This is a genomic window from Cupriavidus sp. FW306-01-F10A, from assembly GCF_058782785.1.
Window position 1 is genome coordinate 169,994 of record NZ_JBYSYA010000009.1, and the last position, 19,751, is coordinate 189,744.

At 64.9% G+C, this 19,751-nt stretch carries 19 protein-coding genes and 1 pseudogene; 8 read left to right on the plus strand and 12 right to left on the minus strand.

The window, feature by feature from the left end; all coding sequences use genetic code 11:
* From AC3WLF_RS15675 to AC3WLF_RS15690, 4 genes are read right to left on the minus strand one after another with little or no spacing between them, the layout of a single operon-like run.
* Entirely contained in the window at positions 1-966 is a 966-nt protein-coding gene (locus AC3WLF_RS15675) for an acetyltransferase (protein ID WP_492358480.1), read from the minus strand.
* Between the two features lie 18 nt (positions 967-984).
* Complete coding sequence (locus AC3WLF_RS15680) at positions 985-1,776, minus strand: SDR family oxidoreductase (RefSeq protein ID WP_492321078.1); 792 nt, start codon at positions 1,774-1,776, stop codon at positions 985-987.
* A gap of 33 nt (positions 1,777-1,809) precedes the next feature.
* The gene (locus AC3WLF_RS15685) at positions 1,810-3,003 is read right to left on the minus strand and encodes a sulfotransferase family protein (protein WP_492321077.1); all 1,194 of its coding nucleotides are present in this window, start codon (positions 3,001-3,003) and stop codon (positions 1,810-1,812) included.
* On the minus strand, positions 3,000-4,118 hold the full coding sequence (locus AC3WLF_RS15690) for a DUF1214 domain-containing protein (protein WP_492352558.1): 1,119 nt from the start codon (positions 4,116-4,118) through the stop codon (positions 3,000-3,002). The genes AC3WLF_RS15685 and AC3WLF_RS15690 overlap by 4 nt, the downstream gene beginning before the upstream one ends.
* A gap of 212 nt (positions 4,119-4,330) precedes the next feature.
* Here AC3WLF_RS15690 and cysD point away from each other — a divergent pair, with 212 nt between their 5' ends.
* From cysD to AC3WLF_RS15710, 4 genes are all read left to right on the plus strand, one after another.
* On the plus strand, positions 4,331-5,227 hold the full coding sequence (gene cysD, locus AC3WLF_RS15695) for a sulfate adenylyltransferase subunit CysD (protein ID WP_492352557.1): 897 nt from the start codon (positions 4,331-4,333) through the stop codon (positions 5,225-5,227).
* Positions 5,227-7,161 carry a sulfate adenylyltransferase subunit CysN gene (cysN, locus tag AC3WLF_RS15700; protein WP_492321074.1) on the plus strand — a complete coding sequence of 645 codons (1,935 nt, stop codon included), beginning with the start codon at positions 5,227-5,229 and terminating at the stop codon, positions 7,159-7,161. Before cysD ends, cysN begins: the two co-directional genes overlap by 1 nt.
* Before the next feature lie 255 nt (positions 7,162-7,416).
* Positions 7,417-8,556, plus strand: a complete 1,140-nt coding sequence (locus tag AC3WLF_RS15705; protein WP_492352556.1) for a helix-turn-helix transcriptional regulator — start codon at positions 7,417-7,419, stop codon at positions 8,554-8,556.
* Between the two features lie 78 nt (positions 8,557-8,634).
* A complete protein-coding gene (locus AC3WLF_RS15710) occupies positions 8,635-9,075 on the plus strand; it encodes a nuclear transport factor 2 family protein (RefSeq protein WP_492321072.1) in 441 nt (146 codons plus the stop codon).
* Positions 9,076-9,111: 36 nt separating this feature from the next.
* Here AC3WLF_RS15710 and AC3WLF_RS15715 read toward each other — a convergent pair whose 3' ends face one another.
* The 4 genes and pseudogenes from AC3WLF_RS15715 to AC3WLF_RS15730 form a co-directional block, all read right to left on the minus strand.
* Positions 9,112-9,693, minus strand: a complete 582-nt coding sequence (locus AC3WLF_RS15715; RefSeq protein ID WP_010814013.1) for a cysteine hydrolase family protein — start codon at positions 9,691-9,693, stop codon at positions 9,112-9,114.
* A gap of 201 nt (positions 9,694-9,894) precedes the next feature.
* Positions 9,895-11,814 (minus strand): sensor histidine kinase, encoded by a 1,920-nt coding sequence (locus AC3WLF_RS15720; protein WP_492358481.1) that lies wholly within the window; start codon positions 11,812-11,814, stop codon positions 9,895-9,897.
* 2 nt (positions 11,815-11,816) lie between these two features.
* Positions 11,817-12,524, minus strand: a complete 708-nt coding sequence (locus tag AC3WLF_RS15725; protein WP_492352554.1) for a response regulator — start codon at positions 12,522-12,524, stop codon at positions 11,817-11,819.
* Between the two features lie 172 nt (positions 12,525-12,696).
* Positions 12,697-13,080, minus strand: a pseudogene (locus tag AC3WLF_RS15730) (pyridoxal-phosphate dependent enzyme); the annotation flags it as partial.
* Positions 13,081-13,084: 4 nt separating this feature from the next.
* Here AC3WLF_RS15730 and AC3WLF_RS15735 point away from each other — a divergent pair.
* A complete protein-coding gene (locus tag AC3WLF_RS15735) occupies positions 13,085-13,297 on the plus strand; it encodes a LysR substrate-binding domain-containing protein (protein ID WP_492352553.1) in 213 nt (70 codons plus the stop codon).
* 79 nt (positions 13,298-13,376) lie between these two features.
* Here AC3WLF_RS15735 and AC3WLF_RS15740 read toward each other — a convergent pair whose 3' ends face one another.
* A complete protein-coding gene (locus AC3WLF_RS15740; protein ID WP_492358482.1) occupies positions 13,377-13,667 on the minus strand; it encodes an excalibur calcium-binding domain-containing protein in 291 nt (96 codons plus the stop codon).
* A gap of 79 nt (positions 13,668-13,746) precedes the next feature.
* Positions 13,747-14,205 (minus strand): MarR family winged helix-turn-helix transcriptional regulator, encoded by a 459-nt coding sequence (locus AC3WLF_RS15745; RefSeq protein ID WP_492321068.1) that lies wholly within the window; start codon positions 14,203-14,205, stop codon positions 13,747-13,749.
* Positions 14,206-14,273: 68 nt separating this feature from the next.
* Between AC3WLF_RS15745 and AC3WLF_RS15750 the strand changes: the two genes are divergently transcribed.
* Both AC3WLF_RS15750 and glnA read left to right on the plus strand, forming a co-directional pair.
* Positions 14,274-14,753 carry a PaaI family thioesterase gene (locus AC3WLF_RS15750; RefSeq protein WP_492356676.1) on the plus strand — a complete coding sequence of 160 codons (480 nt, stop codon included), beginning with the start codon at positions 14,274-14,276 and terminating at the stop codon, positions 14,751-14,753.
* Between the two features lie 149 nt (positions 14,754-14,902).
* Positions 14,903-16,378 carry a type I glutamate--ammonia ligase gene (gene glnA / locus AC3WLF_RS15755; RefSeq protein ID WP_492352551.1) on the plus strand — a complete coding sequence of 492 codons (1,476 nt, stop codon included), beginning with the start codon at positions 14,903-14,905 and terminating at the stop codon, positions 16,376-16,378.
* A 79-nt stretch (positions 16,379-16,457) separates the two neighbouring features.
* Here glnA and AC3WLF_RS15760 read toward each other — a convergent pair whose 3' ends face one another.
* Together AC3WLF_RS15760 and AC3WLF_RS15765 are read right to left on the minus strand one after the other, a co-directional pair.
* Positions 16,458-17,633, minus strand: a complete 1,176-nt coding sequence (locus tag AC3WLF_RS15760; RefSeq protein ID WP_492321065.1) for a M20 aminoacylase family protein — start codon at positions 17,631-17,633, stop codon at positions 16,458-16,460.
* A 7-nt stretch (positions 17,634-17,640) separates the two neighbouring features.
* Entirely contained in the window at positions 17,641-18,639 is a 999-nt protein-coding gene (locus AC3WLF_RS15765) for a tripartite tricarboxylate transporter substrate binding protein (RefSeq protein WP_492356675.1), read from the minus strand.
* A 114-nt stretch (positions 18,640-18,753) separates the two neighbouring features.
* Between AC3WLF_RS15765 and AC3WLF_RS15770 the strand changes: the two genes are divergently transcribed.
* Positions 18,754-19,665, plus strand: a complete 912-nt coding sequence (locus AC3WLF_RS15770; RefSeq protein ID WP_492321063.1) for a LysR family transcriptional regulator — start codon at positions 18,754-18,756, stop codon at positions 19,663-19,665.
* The last annotated feature ends 86 nt before the right edge of the window (positions 19,666-19,751 follow it).

Below are 19,751 nucleotides of genomic sequence, written 5' to 3' on the forward strand. Positions count from 1 at the left end.
TCAGGAACGGGGACCGAAGCAATCGGCAAAGCTGCGCGTGAAGCGCTCCACGTCGGCGTCTGGCAGGTGGTTGATGCCGCCTGCCAGGCGCCGGCCGCCGCCGGTCTCGAAGCCGCGGCAGAAATCGGCCGCACCGGTGGCGCTGTGGGCGGGCACCCGCACGCTGACGGCAAAGCCGCCGCCGGACTTCGGCGAGAGCAGGCCGATGGCGTCGCCGGGCCGCCCGCGCACCAGCTCATTGGCCAGCACGCCGATCGCGCGCCGCGCCCACGGCGCGTCAGGCAGCACCAGCAGCGCGGCGCCGGGCACTTCGTGCGCTGGCGCCAGGCAGCGCGCGCGGGCCATGTCGTCCGCATAGCCGTCGCACAGCACCGCATAGGCGCCGCATTGCGCGGCGAAGGCCAGCGGGTCGGCAAACGGCAGCATGTGCCGCGCCAGCTCGGCGGGATCGAAATGCAGGTCCGCCACGCACTCGCCGTAGGCGTTGTAGTTCAGGCACGTGCCCAGCTGTTCCAGCACCGCGGTTTCGCACTCGCCCAGCCCCGCCTGCGCCGCCAGCGCGCGCGCCACGCTGCCCAGGTTGTCGCCGAACGCGGCGGTGATCGCCCAGCGCCGGTGGCAGCCGTCCAGGTGGCGGTCGACCAGGAGGCTGGTGCAGACCTCCGGCCCCTCGTCGATATGCGCGCGCAGGCCGGCATGCCCGGGCAGTTCGCCGGCATGGTGGTGGTCGAAGTAGTCCACCCGCGCACCGGCGCCGAGCAGCCGCATCAGGCCATCGCGGTTCTGCTCTAGCGAGATGTCCAGCGCGGTCACGGTGTCGCCGGGCCCGGCGTCGATGCGCTCGAGCAGCCGGATATCGCGCTTGACGCCGGTGACCAGCGTGGCGTCGCCGGCATGCGCCAGGCGCAGCTGCTGCAGGGCGCACAGGCCGTCGGCATCGCCGTTGAAGGCAAAGTAGCGTGTCATGGCAGGTGTGGTCAGGACTCAGGGCATGAAATCGCCGCCGTTGGCGTCGAGCGAAGCGCCGGTGATGGCCCTGGCGTAGTCTGACACGAGAAACAGCGCCGCGCGCGCGCAGTCGTCGTCGGTCGGCATGCGGCCCAGCGCAATCTGCGCGGTCACCGGAGCGACCACGGTGTCCTCGCTCACGCCCTGCTCGGCCGCGGCGTGGCGCACATAGCCCTGCACCGGCTCGCCCCACATCCAGCCCATGAAGATGCTGTTGGCGCGGATGCCATGCGGGCCCAGTTCGCGCGCCAGGTACTTGACCGCCACCGCCAGCGCGCCCTTGGACGCCGCGTAGCCGGATTCGCCGGGCATCGGCTTGCGCGTGGCCTGGGTGTTGATCATGACGATGGCGCCGCCGCCCTGCGGCTTCATCAGCGCCGCCACTTCCTGCGTCAGCGTCATGGTGCCGAACACGTTGGTGTCGAACACCTGGCGCCAGACGTCCAGGTCGGCCGCTTCCACCGGCTCGGGGAAGTTGCCGTGCTGGAAGGCGCTGTTGACCAGCGCGTCGATGCGCCCGAAGCGGCGCATGGTCTCGCCGGCAAGGTGCCGGGACTGGGCCCGGTCGGTGATATCGGTCACCACCTTGAGCACTTCGCAGTCGGCGCCCAGTGCATCGATGCGGGCCTGGGCGTCGTCCAGCTTCGCCGCGGTGCGCGCGGCGATGGCAACGGCACGCGCGCCTTCGCGCGCCGCCTCCACGGCCAGCTTGACGCCCAGCCCGGGACCGATTCCCGACACGATGACGACCTTGTCTTTCAACAGCATGGTGTTGTCTCCTGTGATGCGCAGTGCGCTGTCTTAGTTTTGCTTAAGGATGTGCCGCGCGCGGTAGCCGGCGAAATCGCGTTCCAGTTGTTCCTGGCTCAGTCCGAACTGCTCCAGCGTATAGGCGTGGGCCGCGCGCTGGTTGCGCGGGTTGCCCTCCATCCATGCCCACATGCCGGCGCGCGCGGACTCGGTCAGCGGCATGCCGGCAAAGCGGTAGACCGCCTGCGCCACGCCGAAGGGATCGCGCACGGTATCCTCGAAGCGCACGTCGAGGAAGCGATCGGCCGGCAGACCGTCGCGCACCGTCATGGCATGGGCGGTGGCGCGCTGCATCTGCCCGCTCCACTGCCGCCCCACCGTGGCGGCATCGGGCGCGTCGGCGTATAGCTTCCACAGCGTATGCGCCATGCTGGCCATCGACGGAATGGTCTGGGCGGGGTCGCGATGGGTCAGCACGACCTGCGCGCCGGGGAAGACCCGGAACAGGATTTCCAGCGTATGCAGGTGCTGCGGCGTCTTCAGCACCCACCGCTGCGCCGGCGCCTCGCCGCGCTGCCGCTTCTGCCACTGCAGGAACTGCAGCATGGTCTTCAGGCAGGCATAGACCTGGGTGTGGTCCTGGCGCGCCAGCCAGTCGGTATAGGACGGCACGTTGGCGTAGGAATCCATCGCGCACAGGAAGGAATGCTCCATCAGCATGAATTCCTCGTCGGCCGCCATGGCGTCGAGCGGATGGATGGCGAGGATGTCCGGGATAAAGCGGATCATCTGCGCCACTTCCTCGCGCGCCAGCCCGATGCGCCGGCCGGCGTCGCGCACGTGCTCGCCGGGCAGCGGCGCCGGGTAGCGCGTTTCCCACCAGGCCGCCGAGTGGAAGCGCGCGTCCGTGGCCAGCATGCGCTGCAGCAGCGTGGTGCCGGTGCGCGGCAGGCCGACGATCACCAGCGGATCGTCGACGCGCTCTTCCAGGATTTCGGGATGGCGCCGGCAGTAGTCCTGGATCACCAGCCGGTTCACCAGTTGCGCCTGCAGCTTGCCTTGCAGCATCTGCGCGCCCTGCGGCGACAGCCCGGCTTCGCGTGCAAGCGAGTCAAACAGCACCTCCAGCGCCTCGCGGTAGTCGCCCGGGCCAAAGTCAGTCAGCCCGCCGGCCTGTGCGCTGGCCTGTGCCAGCAGTCGCTCCACGTCAAGCACTGCGGTGTCGTCGGATGCGATGGTGTTCATGCGTTCTCCCTGCATTCATTCCTGAGCGATTCAAGCTTGACCACGCGCGTGCGCGGATGCACCGGCTGCGCCGCCCCCACCCAGCGCCAGCACATGGTGCCGTTGCGGTGGCCGGCGGTTTCCAGCCAGTTGGGCAGGCCCGGATCGCGCGCGCTGAGGACGACGGTGACGCCGCCGTTGGCATCCAGCCGGGCACTGTGCTTGTTCAGGCAGATGTCGTGGTAGCGGTAGTCGAGCGACTCCATCCAGTAGTTGTTGATCTGGAAATTCCAGAAATCGCAGGCCGGCACCCGGTCCACCTCGACCACCAGCGCTTCGTCGTCCGCCAGCGCCCAGCAGGAGTGGTAGTAGAAGATGTTGGGATCGCCGCCTGCCGCCTGGCATACGGCCTGGTCGGCGGGCGGCAGCGCATTGACATGGCCGCCATAGCCCTGGGCCCAGTCGGCGAAGATGCGCGCGGTGCCCTCGACAAAGCCCGCGGCGCGCAGCAGGCCGCCGTGCAGGCGTTCGGCATCTAGCACGGGCGGCTTGCCGCTGCCATTGAGGCGCTCGATGTGCAGTTCGGCCGGGGTCTCGGCCTTGCGCTCGAGAAAGGTCTGCCGCACCACCAGCGCATTGGTGCCCGGCTCCATGCGCACCCAGTTGCCTTCATGCTGGCGCGCGCTGAGGATGATTTCGAAACTGCCATCCGCCGCCACTGCCAGCTTGTTGCAGTCGATAAAGCCGGTCTGGACCATGCGCCCGTCGGTTTCGTAGCCGCCCTTCTGCGTGCCGAAACTCAGGTAGGCCACGGTGCCGCGCCGGCCGCGGATGCGGTACTCGGCACTGCCGTCCAGGCGTGCGTAGCGATAGAGATTGTCCGGATTGTCCGCGCCGATCTTGGCGGTTTCGTGCGACGGCGAGAAGAAGCCGGGAAACGCCGGATCGGCGAATTCCACATGCATCTCCAGCGCAATGCGCAGCAGGCGGCTCAGGTAGCGGAAGCCCTCGGCGCGCGTGAGCGCATCCGACGGGGCCTCCGGGCGCAGGATCTGCTGCCCGCTGCGCTTGAGCACCTCGCAAAACTCGGCCCAGGTCTGGCCGCTCAGCATTTGTTCTTCGGCGGAGTTCGCCATCTGCCTGCTCCCGTGGTTCGTCGGCGAAGCAACGATACCGAGCGCGGGGCCGCCCCAGCCTCGTCCGGGTGGACTAGGAAATGCGCGCCGCGTCCCGCGATTTCTTAGTCCGCCCGGACGAAGTGGCGAAGGGCCCCGGCTCGCTACCTTGTGGCCATGCCAGACCGCCGCGACATCCCTGCACGGCACCGGCAAACCAAGAGGAGATCCCGATGTTGACCCACCTGGAGCAACTGGAGGCGGAGAGCATCCACATCATGCGGGAGGTGATGGCGGAATGCGAAAACCCCGTCATGCTCTATTCCATCGGCAAGGACAGCGCCGTGATGCTGCACCTTGCCATGAAGGCCTTCTATCCCGCGCGGCCGCCGTTCCCGCTGCTGCATGTCGATACCACATGGAAGTTCGGCGAGATGATCACGTTCCGCGACCAGACCGCCGCGCGGCTTGGCCTGGACCTGCGCGTGCATGTGAATCCCGAGGGGCTGGCACGCAACATCAGCCCGCACGAGCACGGCTCCGCCGTCCATACCGACGTGTGGAAGACCCAGGGCCTGAAGCAGGCGCTGGACCACTACGGCTTTGACGCCGCCTTCGGCGGCGCGCGCCGCGACGAGGAGAAGTCGCGCGCCAAGGAGCGCGTGTTCTCGGTACGCACCGCCCAGCACCGCTGGGACCCGAAGATGCAGCGCCCCGAGCTCTGGCGCCAGTACAACACCCGCAAGCGCAAGGGCGAAAGCCTGCGCGTGTTCCCGCTGTCCAACTGGACCGAGCTGGACATCTGGCAATACATCTACCTGAACGACATCCCCATCGTGCCGCTCTACTACGCCAAGGAGCGCCCGGTGGTGGAGCGCGACGGCACGCTGATCATGGTCGACGACGAGCGCCTGCCGCTGCGCCCCGGAGAAACGCCGCAGCTGCGCAAGGTGCGCTTCCGCACGCTGGGCTGCTACCCGCTCACCGGCGCGATCGAGAGCGAGGCCGACACCCTCGGCGGCATCATCCAGGAAATGCTGCTGGCGACCACCTCGGAGCGCCAGGGACGGCTGATCGACAGCGACTCGGCCGGATCGATGGAAAAGAAGAAGCAGGAGGGATACTTCTGATGGAAACCCTGATCGACACCGCGCCCGCGCCTGCGCAGGACGCCGCGCAAGCCACCGCCACCTCGGGCGAGATCGCCCGCTACCTGCACGCCCAGCAAAACAAGAGCCTGCTGCGCTTCATCACCTGCGGCAGCGTCGACGATGGCAAGAGCACGCTGATCGGCCGGCTGCTGTATGAATCCAAGATGCTGTTCGAAGACCAGCTCGCCCAGCTGGAAGCCGACTCGAAGAAGATGGGCACGCAGGGCGAGGACCTCGACTTCGCGCTGCTGGTGGACGGCCTGGCCGCGGAGCGCGAACAAGGCATCACCATCGACGTGGCCTACCGCTTCTTCGCCACCGACAAGCGCAAGTTCATCGTCGCCGATACGCCGGGGCACGAACAGTACACGCGCAACATGGTCACCGGGGCCTCCACCGCCGACCTGGCCATCCTGCTGGTGGATGCGCGCCGCGGCGTGCAGACCCAGACGCGCCGCCACAGCTACCTGGTGGCGACGCTTGGCATCCGCCGCGTGGTGCTGGCCGTCAACAAGCTGGACATGGTCGACTACTCGCGCGAGGTCCATACGCGCATCGAGAACGAGTACCGGGAGTTCGCCCGGCAGATCGGCCTGACCGATATCACCTGCATTCCGATGTCGGCCCTGCGCGGCGACAACATCACCGAGCCCAGTGCGAACACCCCGTGGTACCACGGCCCGACGCTGATGGCCCACCTGGAGAACGTGCCGATCGACAACGCGCCCGTGCAAGGCGAACCGTTCCGGCTGCCGGTGCAGTGGGTCAACCGGCCCAACCTGGACTTCCGCGGCTTTGCCGGCACCGTCAGCGCCGGCGAGATCCGCCGTGGCGACCGCGTGCGCGCGCTGCCCTCGGGCCGCGAGAGCCGCGTGGCCGGCATCGTCGGCGCCGCCGGCGCGTGCGAGCACGCCATGCGCGGCCAGGCGGTGACGCTGACGCTGGAGAACGAGATCGACATCAGCCGCGGCGACGTGCTGGCCTGCCCGGAAGACCCGCCGGCAGTGGCCGACCAGTTCGAGGCCACGCTGGTGTGGATGAACGAGGACGCCATGCTGCCCGGGCGCCCCTACCTGCTCAAGCTCGGCACGCGCACCGTGGGCGTGACCGTGGCGCAGCCCAAGTACAAGGTCAATGTCAACACGCTCGAACACCTGGCCGCGCGCACGCTGGAGCTGAACGAGATCGGCGTGTGCAACCTGCACCTGGACCAGCCGGTGGCCTTCGATCCCTACGCGCGCAACCGCGAGCTGGGCGGCTTTATCATCATCGACCGTCTCAGCAACAACACGGTCGGCGCCGGCATGCTGCACTTTGCGCTGCGCCGGGCGCAGAACGTGCACTGGCAGGCCATCGACGTGGACCGCCGCGCCCATGCCGCGCTCAAGCACCAGTCGCCGCGCATCGTCTGGTTCACCGGGCTCTCCGGCGCGGGCAAGTCCACCATCGCCAACCTGGTGGAAAAGCGCCTGCACACGCTGGGCCACCACACCTACCTGCTCGACGGCGACAACGTGCGCCACGGCCTGAACAAGGACCTGGGCTTCGCCGAGGCCGACCGCGTCGAGAACATCCGGCGCGTGGCGGAAGTGGCAAGGCTGATGCTCGATGCGGGCCTGATCGTGCTGGTGTCCTTTATCTCGCCGTTCCGCTCGGAACGCGACATGGCCCGCGCGCTGGCCGGCGACGGCGATTTCGTCGAAGTCTTCATCGACACGCCGCTGGCGGTGGCCGAGCAACGCGACCCCAAGGGCCTGTACCGCAAGGCGCGGCGCGGCGAGCTGAAGAACTTCACCGGCATCGATTCGCCGTACCAGCCGCCCGAGCGGCCCGAGATCCGCATCGACACCACCGCCGACAGCGCGGAGCAGGCGGCGGAGCGGATCGTGGCGTGGCTGCGGGAGAAGCCCTAGGCCGAACGGACGATGAGGCGACGGACGGGGTCGGTACGATGGGACAGGGATTCCTGCCCTGGACTACCGCCACGTCTGGCGCCAGTCATGGCCTTTGCATGACCGATTGGGCGCTCCCTCGCCCGCTTGCGGGAGAGGGTTGGGATGAGGGCGGGAATGTCCACGAAGTTCCGGCTGCTGGTATGCCACCGCCGGCCCTCACCCCTGCCCCTCTCCCGCACGCGGGAGAGGGGAGCAAACCGTCGCACCGCCATCATGCTGCCAGCCTCCCTGCCCGCCGCCGAGCTGAGCGCCCTGCTCGCCCAGCTCTACCAGGGCCCGACCGAAGCCGTGCCCTGGGCAAGTTTCCTGGAAAGCGTGCGCCAGCGCCTGGGCGCCACCTTCGTCACGCTGGTGCTGCGCCACCCGGCCACCGACCGGCCGGGGCTGATCGTCAATGCCTCCGACTACGGCCCGCACCTGCCGGGCGAGCCCTCGTACAGCGAGCAGTACTACGCGCTGTGCCCCTTCCTGGACCTGCACCCGGACCGGCTCTTCAGCGCCGACGAACTGTTTGGCGAAGCCGGCTGGCTGGCACACCCGTTCTACACGCAATACCTTCAACCGCTGGGCCTGCGCTATATCCTGGCGGCCAACCTGGTCACGCCCGACGGCGTGGAATGCGCGCTGTTCATCAGCCGCGTCCACGCGGGACAGGACTTCGGCGAGGCCGACAAGGCACTGCTGCACGGCCTGCTGCCGCACCTGAAGCGCGCAGTGGACCTGCATGCCGCGCTCGATGTGCTTGCATCCGAACGGTCCCTGTACGCGGATGCGGTCGACCGGCTGCAGGTCGGCACGGTGATCCTGGACGAGCACGGCAGGACCATCCGGACCAACGACGTCGCCGGCCGCCTGCTGCAGGCGCGCGACGGCCTCTACCTGTCGGAGGGCGCGCTGCACGCGCACTGCCCGGTGGAGAACCGCAGGTTCCGCAAGATCCTGGAGGACGCGGCCCAGGCCCACGCGCTGGCCGCACCGCGCAGCGAAGTCACCACGCTGAGCCGGCCCGCCGCGTCCACGCCCCTGAGCGTGCTGGTGCGGCCGATCCCGCTCAGCTATCGCAGCGAAGACAAGTCGCGCCGACCCGCGGTGGCGGTGTTCATCCGCGACCCGGCGGGATCGCCGCGCAACACCCACGCCAGCCTGCGCAAGCTGTTCCACCTGACCCCGACCGAGATCGAACTGGCTTTGCTGATGGTCGACGGGCTGACGCTGGACGAAGCCGCGATGCGGCTCGGCGTCAAAAAGAATACGGCACGGGCGCACCTGCGGGGCATCTTTGCCAAGACCGGGGCGACGCGGCAGGCGGTGCTGGTGAAGATGTTGCTGTCCAGTGTGGTGGGGATGGGGTGAGGGCTTCGTACTCCAAGCGGACGATGCCGGAGTAGCGCCGGATTGCTTTAATCCTCGCAAACCACCGGAGACGAGTCGATGACCGACGATGCCGTGCAGCTTGCCAATCTCCTCTACATCTATGCCGAGCGCATGGACGCCGGTGATCTGCCGGGGGTCGCCGCACTGTTCGAACATGCGGAGATCGAAACCGGAGATGCAGTGCTGCGAGGTTCCGAGGCCATGCTCAAGCTCTGGCAAGCCTATGTGAAATTGCATGCGGATGGAACGCCCAGAACCCGGCATGTCATCAGCAATCCGATCATTGAGATTGCTCCGGACAAGCTGACGGCAACCGTCAGATCGTACTATACGGTTCTCCAGGCATCCGAGCGTATCCCACTACAGGTGATCGCAGCCGGTCGCTATCATGACGCCTTCGAAAAGGTCGAGGGACGCTGGCGCTTCAGCCGCCGGAATTATTCGATGCTCGATCTGAAGGGCAACCTGACCGATCATCTGCTCTTCCCGTCTGCCTGAGGGATGGCACGGCGGCACTCCTGGCAGGTCGAAATGCTAGGCAAGCAAGCGCAAGGCATCAGCGAGCGAAAGCACCGTTGTGCGCGAATCGAATGCCGTTGAAAAGAGATGGTCGTGCACGACCTGATCCGGGTCGTAGCAGCAATCCTTGACCGTGAATAAGCGGAAGTCCGCATCGCTCGCATAGGCGACCGACGACAGCACCACACCGGTCGACGCAATGCCCACCATGAGCAGGGTATCGATACCCTGCGCGGAAAGCCGTACCTGCAGGTCGGTACCAAAGAACACGCTGGCGCGATGCGCGATGATCAGCGGCTCAGTGGCCTGCTGGCCGAGTTCCGGCGAGATCTGGTCGTCGACGAAAAGACCAAGCTGCTTGATTCCCTGCCCGTTCCGGTTCAACGGACTGACTTCCGGATAGCCTGGAGCAAAGTGGATCTTGGCGAAATAAACGCTGACGCCCCTGGCCCGCGCGGCGTCACACAGCTTGCGCGTGTTGGAGAGCAGAGTGGGCGCGACCGAGGGAAATAGCGCCAGGATGTCGGTCTGGTAGTGCATGACCACCAGCGCGGTTTGCGCGGGAACAATTGCCGGAATCTCAACGGGTGGCGACATAAGGCTACACGATAAGAAATGATGGTCGACTCTACCACGACCAATCGGTTGGCCGTTCTGGGTCGCCTACGGAAGTTGGCCGTGGGATCGTCAGCGAACGACCTGCACCCGGCTTCGAGGGTTCAACTGCGTCCACAGCCCGTTCAACATTGACTATGTTCGTCTCGCTGGCGGGCCTAACCTCGGCCCTGTACCGGAGGATCAGTCTCTATGGCCGAAGCCGGCAGGCTTTGGGCCACGGGGGGTAATGCCAGGGTCAGGAACTCGATCACCGGATCGGCCGGGCTGCAGGTCAAGTGGTGACCCAAGGGCGGCCGCGATTGGGATACGCACGGTCAGCATAGTCCCCTCCCCTGTGGATCGCACGCTGAGCGTCCCGCCTAGACGCCGGGTACGCGCGCGCATGCTGCGCATGCCGGTGCCCGGATGCCGTTCGATGGCGGCGGGTTCGAAGCCCATTCCGTTGTCGCTGACAACCAGCTCCAGTCCCCGGGCATCATTGCGCAGGACGACGTCCGCGCGACTCGCCTTGCTGTGCTTCAGTACATTGGTCAGCGCCTCTTGCAAGGTCCTCATGACATCAAGAATTTGCGAAGTCGGCAGATAGCATTGATCGAGGCCAGTGAGCTGCCACCGGCACTCGATGTCGTGGCTCTCGAACAGCCGCGTAAGACGGTGCCGCAGCGGCACGATCTGACCCGCCAGCGCGTGCTCGCCAAACTGCTGGCTGGAGGTGGCATCGATGATGATGCGCAGGTCGTCGCGCAGCTCCTTGAGGATCGACAGGACCTGGCCTGGCGGGATGTCGTGAGGGATGCGCTCCAGTGTCGCAATTCCGCTGACGAGCGTGCCGCCGAGCCCGTCGTGCAGGTCGTGTGCGAGATTGAGCCGTTCACTGAGCCGCGCATTGGCGACTTCGAACTCGCGCTGGCGATCCAGGTTGGCTGCGAGCTCCGCCTTGGCCGCGTCGATCTTGCAGTGCAGTTCGTCATTGAATCGTTCAATGCGGCGCAGGTTGGCGACGAAGCGCCAGGCCAGCACCAGCGCCATGGCGATCATCTGGAACTGCGAAGTGAGGGCTGCGTAGTAGAGGTTGTCCTTGAGGATGCCAAGAAAGCTCAGCAGGTCGTGTACCGCGGCGACAAGGAAAATTGCAATGCAAAACGAGAGGATGCGATGATCGGTGCGACCACTGCGCCAGGCAAAGCAGAGAAATACAAGGCACGTCGCGAAGAAATTGCACGCCAGTCCCACCGTCAGCGTGTTGCGTACGTCGGTCAGGTAACCGTGCGGCGCCCCGAGCATGACGGCCGCGCCCAACACTACCAGCGTCCAGAGCACCGCTTCGATGCGCGGCAGGCGCCGTTCGCAGAAGCGCACCATGGACATCGTGAAGGCAGCACTGTAGATGAGCAGCGCGATGATATTTGCGCGCCCCCAGGCATCGGTACTGGCAAACGGCCAGGTGCTCGTCGCCACCTGATTCAGCGCCACCCACCACCAGGCCAGCGACATCAGGCTGAACCATCCGTAGGTCACTTCTTGCCGGCGCATCACCCAGAGCGAAAAGAAGAAGCAACCTAGCGCGACGGTGACTGCAAGGCTGACCAACTGCAGGTCATGACGCAGCCGGTAGGCCTGTTCGTAAGCGGCCCGCAGGCGGTCCGGGTCGGCGACCGATACGGGTCCAAGGCCGGGTTGGTATGCCGACAGCCCCGAGACGCGAATCAGCAGCGTGTTGGTGCCCTCCCGCAGCAACGGCGGAGATATCAACTGATAACGGGGAGTATTCCAGGCTCGCGTGAGCGGTTCGACGAGGCTCGCGTCACGCATCAGCAAGCTGCCGTTGAGATAAACCGCCCCCGCCATATTCAGGTAAGCGAGCATCAGCGCCGTGGGTTGGCTTGCATCTGTGCATTGCCAGCTCAGCCGGTACCAGACCACGCCGTCGAACTCGGGCCAGCGCGAGGACCAGTCGTCCGGCAGCTTCACTGTGACCCAGCCCGCCGCCGGCGGGCTATCACCCTGCCAGGTCGATCGGGCAGCCTCTATGCGGGTGAAGGCCGTGGCGCCCGGCCCTTCCTGCGCGTTTGCAGCGCCGGCGAGGAGCGTGGCGCCCAAGATCAGCGCAACAAGCCATGCGCACGCGCTTCGAAAACGGCCTGCGTGCGGGAGTGGACGGCCAACTTCTTGTATATGTTCCTGATGTGGCATTCGACCGTCAGTCTGGACAAGGACAGCAAATCCGCGATCTCCCGATTGGTCAGGCCCTTGCCGACCAGCGAGAGGATTTCGATTTCCCGTGCGCTCAGCGGCGACGCGCCGACCAATCGGCGCGCATGAATTTGCGCCCCGCCGGGCAATGGTGCCGTCGTGGCGACCAGATCGAGGATATGCCTGGCAACGAAAGGATCGATCGGCGCTCCGCCGCGCAGCGCACTGCGGATCGACAAGGAAATCTCGAGGTCGTCGCGCTCCTTAAGCAGGTAACCGGTGGCACCCGCCTGCAGCGCGCTCACGATGACGCGCTCCGTGTTCCAGGTCGAGATTACCAGAATTGGCAAGGCGGGATCGCGCTCGTGCAACGCGCGAATGAGGTCGATGCCATTGCCGTCGGGCAGCCCGACGTCAACCAGCACCATCGCAAACGGCTGGGCGGTTAGCAGCGCATTGGCGTCGGCGAGGCTGCCGGCAAACCACAAGGCCTCATCGGCATAGCCGAGCGTGGCCAGGATCGTGCGTAGCCTGGTCTGCATCAGTGGCTCGTCCTCGACGACCAGCAAGGGCGCGGGCAACACCGATTCGCCGGTGTCAGTCAATGGTTGGCTCATGGGGTACGGTGCGGTCACGGCCAGAGTTTAGCTGTACCACCGGAATTGGCCGATCTCCGGATCACGCCAGGCTGACAGAAATCGGCCGTGAGGGGCATCCCCGGAACCAGGTAATCCGGGCGAATCTCGCCGGCGGGTAGCCGAGCTTACCAAATTGCTACCTTAAACCCGCTCAGTCCAGCTTTGCAGCAAAGTCAAGCAGTTGCTGTGCCGTCACCGTGGCCCCGCCACATACCACCACGGCAATGCTGGAGGCCGCCTGCAGCACCGGGGTGTCGCAATCCAATGCCGCCAAGGCTGCGCCGCATGCCGGCTCAACCAGGACGCGGTGTTCGTCAAGAAACCTTATCGCTGCCTCCACCGCCTGTTTGTCTGACACAACGACGCTGTGGATCTCGTGACGCTGCGCCCATCGGAGCGCGCCATCACACGGCCGCCTGGCGCCAAGCGACGTCGCCACGCTGGTGATCTGTGAGAGTTCCACCGGCCTGCCTTCGGCAACCGAGCGGGCGTAGCAGTCCGCACCGTCGGTTTCTACCGCGATCACAGGCACGTCGGACGTGTTCGGTCTGGTTTCGGCGGGGATGGGTTGCGCGTTTGTCCCCGCAAGCCTGGCAACCGTCTGTCCGCCGACCGTGCGGCTGGTGCCACTGCCTGAGGTCGCTGACCGCTTCGACGTGGAATTCGCGTTCGACGAGGAGGTAGCGACGCCAGCGGTCAGGCAATTCGTGCAGGCGCTGCAGCACGTGATCGATGATCGGGCAAGCCAATAGCCGTTGGTTTCGTGACGGCCCGTGCCGGTCGGTCACATGACGCATTGCGCGGTTCCGGTGTCGGACAGCAAGCGGCACGTCAAAACATGCACTGCAGGGGCGGCGTCTCACATGGAATACCGTCGCCGTCCCCATCCATCTTTACCGCCGGGCAGTTTTTCAGATAGAAGCGCGCTTCCGCGCAGGATGCCATCTGGCTGCAGTGCTGTTTGCCGTCGCAGCGGAATGCCGGTTCCGCCGTTGCTGCCACGGCTGAAACCTCGATCTGCTGTGGCTCGGCCTGGGCAACGGGATTTGCCAAAGGCGCGTGCGTTTTGTAATAGATGAAGGCGGCCGCGACGGCCGCAACTACCAGCAAGCCCTTATACATGTTGACCCCTACCCTTCTTTTTCTTTTTGGAAATGGAAGGATGCCACAACAGCGTCGTTGTCGGTCAGGCGCTCTGCCACTACTCTGCCAGCCTTGCTGCGACCTCGCCTACCATGTCGTGCAACTCTGAACCCAGCTTTTGGCGCAACGCACGGTGGGCTGGCTGCCACAGCGCCAGAGCCTGCTGCAACTTGAAGGCGCCAGCCTCTGTCAACCACACCGCGCGGCGGCGGCGATCCGCTTCGGACGTGACGACTTCCACCAGCCCCGTGCTGACAAGCTGATCCACATTCCTCGACATTGTCGATTGATTCAGTCCGGCTCGTTGCGCCAATGAGGCAAGGGTGTCGTCCGTTGCTGACGCGATCAGGCACATCAATCCAAATTGGGTACTGGACAGGCCAGATGAAGCCAACGCCTCATCCAGCTCCGCTGTAATTCTGCGCGCCAACAGGCGCGACCACCAGCCGAGATCGACATCGAGAACCGCAGCGGCGTCTGCGCGCAGGGTCCTGGCTCCTTGCCTTCGCTTTTGCATGCCGATACTATATGCAGATGCATTGTTTGTATCTGCATATATTACCAACAACGAGGAGATCTGACGAGATGGAATATCGATACGGCCTTGCCTCACCCGCCGACGTCGCAAACATGAACGGCAGGGCAATTCTTCAAGCCATTGTGGACGGACACCTGCCGCAGCCGCCCATCTCACAGGCCCTCGACTTCTGGTTAGTTGAGGTCGGCGACGGATTCGCCGCGTTCGAAGGCGAGCCGTCGTCCAGACTGCTCAATCCAATGGGTTCGGTGCACGGCGGATGGCCCCTGACGCTCATCGACAGCGCAACCGGCTGTGCAGCCAACTCCCTTCTTCCCGCCGGCACTGGTTACACCACTATCGAAACAAAGGGCAATTTCTCCCGGCCGATCAAGCCCGATACAGGCCGGGTCCGTGTCGAAGGCCGCGTTGTCAGCCACGGCCGTCAGATCATTACCGCGGAAGCTCGCGTGCTTGCGAAGGACGGGCGCGTTCTGGCCCATGGCACGTCTACGCTACTCGTGCTATCGCCTGCGCGGGAACAATAGGCAAACCAAGCGAATGTCTGGGGAAGCCGGCTTGAGTCGGGCTGGCGACCACAGACATTCGGCTGGACTGCGGGGTTGGTGAGGCGCTTTCCATTCGGAATCTGACAAGCTAATGTTGAACTAGCTGCGCGCAGATGATGGAGGCGGATATGGGCATGGTCTCAATAGAACCCGGCAGCTATCACGTTGCACCGCCACAAAACCCCGGCGAGGTCATCGATCTGATCCGGACGCACGCGATCCAGGTGGTTGACCTCAGGTTCACCGACTTGCCCGGCGTGTGGCAGCACTTCTCGATCACGCTGCCGGAAGTCAACGACGACCTGTTCTCGGCCGGCATCGGTTTCGACGGGTCTTCCATTCGCGGGTTCCAGGAAATCCACGAGTCCGACATGCTGGTCAGGCCTGACCCGGCCACGGCATTCATCGATCCGTTTTGCGCAGCACCAACGCTGGCGCTGATCTGCGACGTGCTGGACCCTGTCCTGCACCAGCCGTATTCGCGCGATCCGCGCCACATCGCACGCAAGGCAGAGCTCTACCTCCGGCAAACCGGTCTTGCCACGGTTTGCTACCTTGGTCCCGAACTTGAATTCTTTATTTTCGACTCCATCCGCTTCGGGCAGGACCAGCACTCTGGCTACTACCATGTCGAATCCGCCGAAGGCGAATGGACCTCGGGGCGTGACGAAGGCGCCTATGGTGGCGGCAATCTCGGCTACAAGCAGCGCTACAAGGGAGGATATTTTCCCGTGCCGCCAAGCGATACGCTGCAGGACATCCGCTCCGAAATCGTGCTCGCGCTGATGCAGGCCGGCATCCAGGTCGAGGTGCATCACCATGAGGTCGCCACGGCGGGCCAGAACGAAATCGACATGCGCTTTGCGCCACTGATGCGAATGGCAGACAACGTGATGATGTACAAGTACATCTGCAAGAACGTTGCGCGCCGCCACGGCAAGGTCGCCACCTTCATGCCCAAGCCGCTGTTTGCCGACAACGCGAGCGGCATGCATTGCCACCAGAGCCTCTGGCGCGACGCCGAGAACCTCTTTTATGACAAGAACGGTTGGGCGCAGACGTCCCAGATGTGCCGTTGGTATATAGGCGGCTTGCTCAGCCACGCCCCCGCGCTGATGGCTTTTTGCGCACCGAGCACGAACTCCTACAAGCGGCTGGTGCCCGGATACGAGGCGCCTGTCAATCTGGCCATGTCGCAGCGCAACCGGTCCGCCGCGGCCCGGATTCCCATGGTTTCGGATTCCCCAAGTGCCAGGCGCGTTGAATTTCGCTGTCCTGACCCGTCCGCCAATGCCTATCTAGCCTTCTCGGCAATGCTGCTCGCCGGCCTGGACGGCATTGAAAACCAGACGGATCCCGGCGACCCGCTCGACAAGAACATCTATGATCTGCCACCGGAGGAAGCGGCCAGCATCCGGCAGGTACCAGGTTCGCTCGAAGAGTCGCTTTGCGCGCTGGAAGCCGACTCAGCGTTCCTGCGAAAAGGTGATGTTTTCACTGAAGACCTGATCAGCACCTGGATCGACTACAAGCGCACGCGCGAGATCGATACCTTGAAGGTGCGGCCGCACCCATGGGAATTCCAGCTCTACTTCGACATTTGATCACCGTAGGTGGCGCCGGGACGACGAACGCTGGCGGCCCAGCCGGTGATGGAAGACTGTGCATCCCGCCGGCCGATCATTAGTCCACGAGGAATCGTTCGCATAGCAGGGCCCAATACGCCGCACCGACAGCAATGTTCCCGTCATTGAAGTCGTAGCCGGGATTGTGGACCGAGCAGCCTCCGGCCATTCCGCCTTCGCCGTTTCCGATCCACAGGTAGCAGCCGGGCACGGCATCCAGCATGAAGGCAAAGTCCTCACTTGCGGCAATGGGCGACGCCTTGCAATTGACGTGGCTCGGGCCCAGCAACTCCAGAGCAACCTGGCTCGCGAACGCCGTTTCAGCCGGCGTATTCACCAGGACTGGGTATCCGCGCTGATAATCGACCTGCGCCGTGACGCCATAGCTCTGCGCCTGCGCCGATACCAGATCCCTGACACGCTGTTCGATCTGCTCTCGCACATCGCGGTCCAGTGCGCGGACACTCAGCCTGAGCACGGCATGCGAGGGAATGATATTGGAGACGGTACCGGCCTGGAATGCGCCCACGGTAATGACCGCCGCTTGCAGCGGATCGACATTGCGCGCCACGATGGTCTGCAAGGCCATCACGATGGAGGCGCCGGCCACGACAGGATCGGCCGCGTGGTGTGGGATCGCTGCATGGCCACCGACGCCTTCCAGCGTAATGGTCACGTTGTCGGCCGAAGCCTGCGCCGCGCCCTCACGCAAGAGCAGACGGCCCGATGCGGTGCCCGGTACGTTGTGCATGGCGAAGACGGCATCGCAAGGGTACTTCCTGAACAGTCCGTCCTCCATCATCTTCTTTGCACCGCCCAACCCCTCCTCTGCCGGCTGGAAGATAAGGTTCAGCGTTCCACTGAAACCGCCGCGCCGGGCGAGGTACTTTGCTGCGCAAAGCAGCATGGTGGTATGCCCATCATGCCCGCAGGCGTGCATGACGCCAGGATGGCAGCTGGCATAGGCCAGCCCTGTGGCCTCCTCCATCGGCAAGGCATCCATGTCGGCGCGGATGCCAAGGCTGCGGTTGCCCGAACCGCGCCGCAGCCGGCCGACGACCCCCGTTGTCCCCAGCCCGCGCTCGACCTCATAGCCCCATTCGGCGAGCAGGCTGGCAACGATGTCGCTGGTGCGATGTTCCTCGAAGCCGAGTTCCGGATGCCGGTGCAGGTCACGGCGAACTGCTACGAACTCTTCGGCGCTATCCCGCAGCGCGGCCAGGATGGGATGCATGGCGTCCTTATTGCGGCTGCAAGCCGATGGCACGGGCAATGCCGCGGTATTGTTCGATGCTCTGCTGATAGGCCTTCTGACTTTCCGCAAGCGACACCGGCCTGGACGCAGGCAGGTTCGCGGCATCCAGGCTGGCGCGCACCGAGGGGTCGGCCAGCGTATGCACAATCGCGTTGTGCACCGCCTGCACAACCGGCTCGGCTGTGTCCTTCTTCACGAAGATCCCGGCCCAGGTTGAATAGTTGAAGCCCCGCAGCGCCTTGCTTTCATTGACGCTGGGCACCGACTTCACTGCATCCACGCGTGTGGGCGACAGGACCGCCAGCATCCTGACCTGGCCGGTGCGCATGCGTTCGATATCAGGCTTGCCAAACGGCGAGATAAAGATATCGACGATTCCGCCAACGAGGTCCTGGATCACGGCCGCGCCGCCCTTGTAAGGCACGTGAGTCATCGGCGCTCCGATGGTTTGGGACATATGCGCCCCCAGGAGGTGATAGAGCGAGCCGATGCCGACGCTGGCATACGTCAGTGGTTTGCCGGCCTTGGCTGCCTGCGCGGCATAGGCGGCCAGTTCGTCGACATCCTTTACCGGCAGATCCCTGCGCACCAGGATGGCAAGATCGACCGCGCCGACCATATGCACCAGCCGGAAATCCTCGCTCCTGAATTTGATTGCGGCATTGGCCAGCGGCGTAGTGATGAGCTCGCCGGGCCCTGCCTGCAATAGCAAATGGCCGTCGGCCGGTGCGTGAAGGACCTTCTGCGCGGCAATTGCTCCACCAGCTCCCCCGAGGTTTTCGACGATGACCGGCTGCCCGAACTGCCGGGCGAGGGGCCCGTTCAGGTTCCGGGCAACAACGTCGGAGAGGCCCCCCGCCGGGAACGGCACCATCAGCGTTACCGGCCGGTCAGGAAAGCCGTGTGCCGGCGCCAGGCCGGCAAGAAGCAGTGCTGCAACCAGGCCGCCGAGCCAACGGCGGCCGACGTTCTTGAATCGGGTCATGGCTGTCTCCTCAATCCGTGTTCTTGTGGAATCGGATCGTAAAGCGCCATCAAGCATGCGTCCAATGCATTATCAGACTAAAATTTATTCAAAAATCTCATCACGAAGTGCGCAATGCATCTCAAACATCTCAAGCATCTGCTGATGGTGGCGGATATGGCGTCCTTCAGCCAGGCGGCGCAACGCCTGCACCTGACCCAGTCCGCGCTGAGCCGGAGCATCCAGACGTTGGAGGATGAACTGGGAGGCCGCCTGATCGACCGGCACGGCAAGCGCAATGTGCTGACCCCATTGGGGGAGCTGATTGCCAACCGGGCCCGGCGCATCGTGTTCGAGGAAGCGGAACTGCATCGCAGCGTCGAACTGTTCCACCACCACCACCTGGGTGCCATCCGCGTCGGCCTGGGCGCCGGGCCGGGCGCAGTGCTGGCGACGCCGTTTCTGCGATACATGGCCAGGCACCATCCCGGCATACAGGTCAGCGTGTCGCTTGGTACTTCCGATGCGCTGATGATCCAGCTGCGTCAGCGATCGCTTGATGCAGTCGTCGTGGAGGTGAGCAGCGTGGCGCCAGCAACGGACCTTCGCCACGAGTTGCTGAACGCGTTGCAGGGTCGCTTTATCTGCCGCACAGGACATCCGCTTGTGCAACAGGCCGCCGGCGGAGACGCTGTAACGTTTGACGATGTCATGCGTTATCCGCTGGCTTCCGCCCCGCTCAGCACGGAAGTCGCGCGCAACCTCGTGAAGCGCTTCGGACCGCGCGCCGATCCGGAGCATTGCCTGAGCCTCAGGTGCGAGAATGTCCGGAGCCTGGTCGAAGCTGTGCTGGATTCCGACGCGATACTGTTCAGCATCGTCGCGGCAGTGCGTGCGGAGATTGCCGCAGGAAAACTATGCGAACTGGACACTACCCCAGCGGTCGATGACGGCCCCCGCTATGCCTTCTTCACCCTGGCGGGGCGAACCGAGGCACCGAGCATGGAAATATTCCGAAAATTCATGGGCGAGCATTTGCGTGACTAGCCGCCGCCCGGCGCGGCGTCATCTCCTGGCAGGCCGTGCTGACGGTGAAATGCGTCCTGTGGACCGTCGGTGACCGGCATCACGGC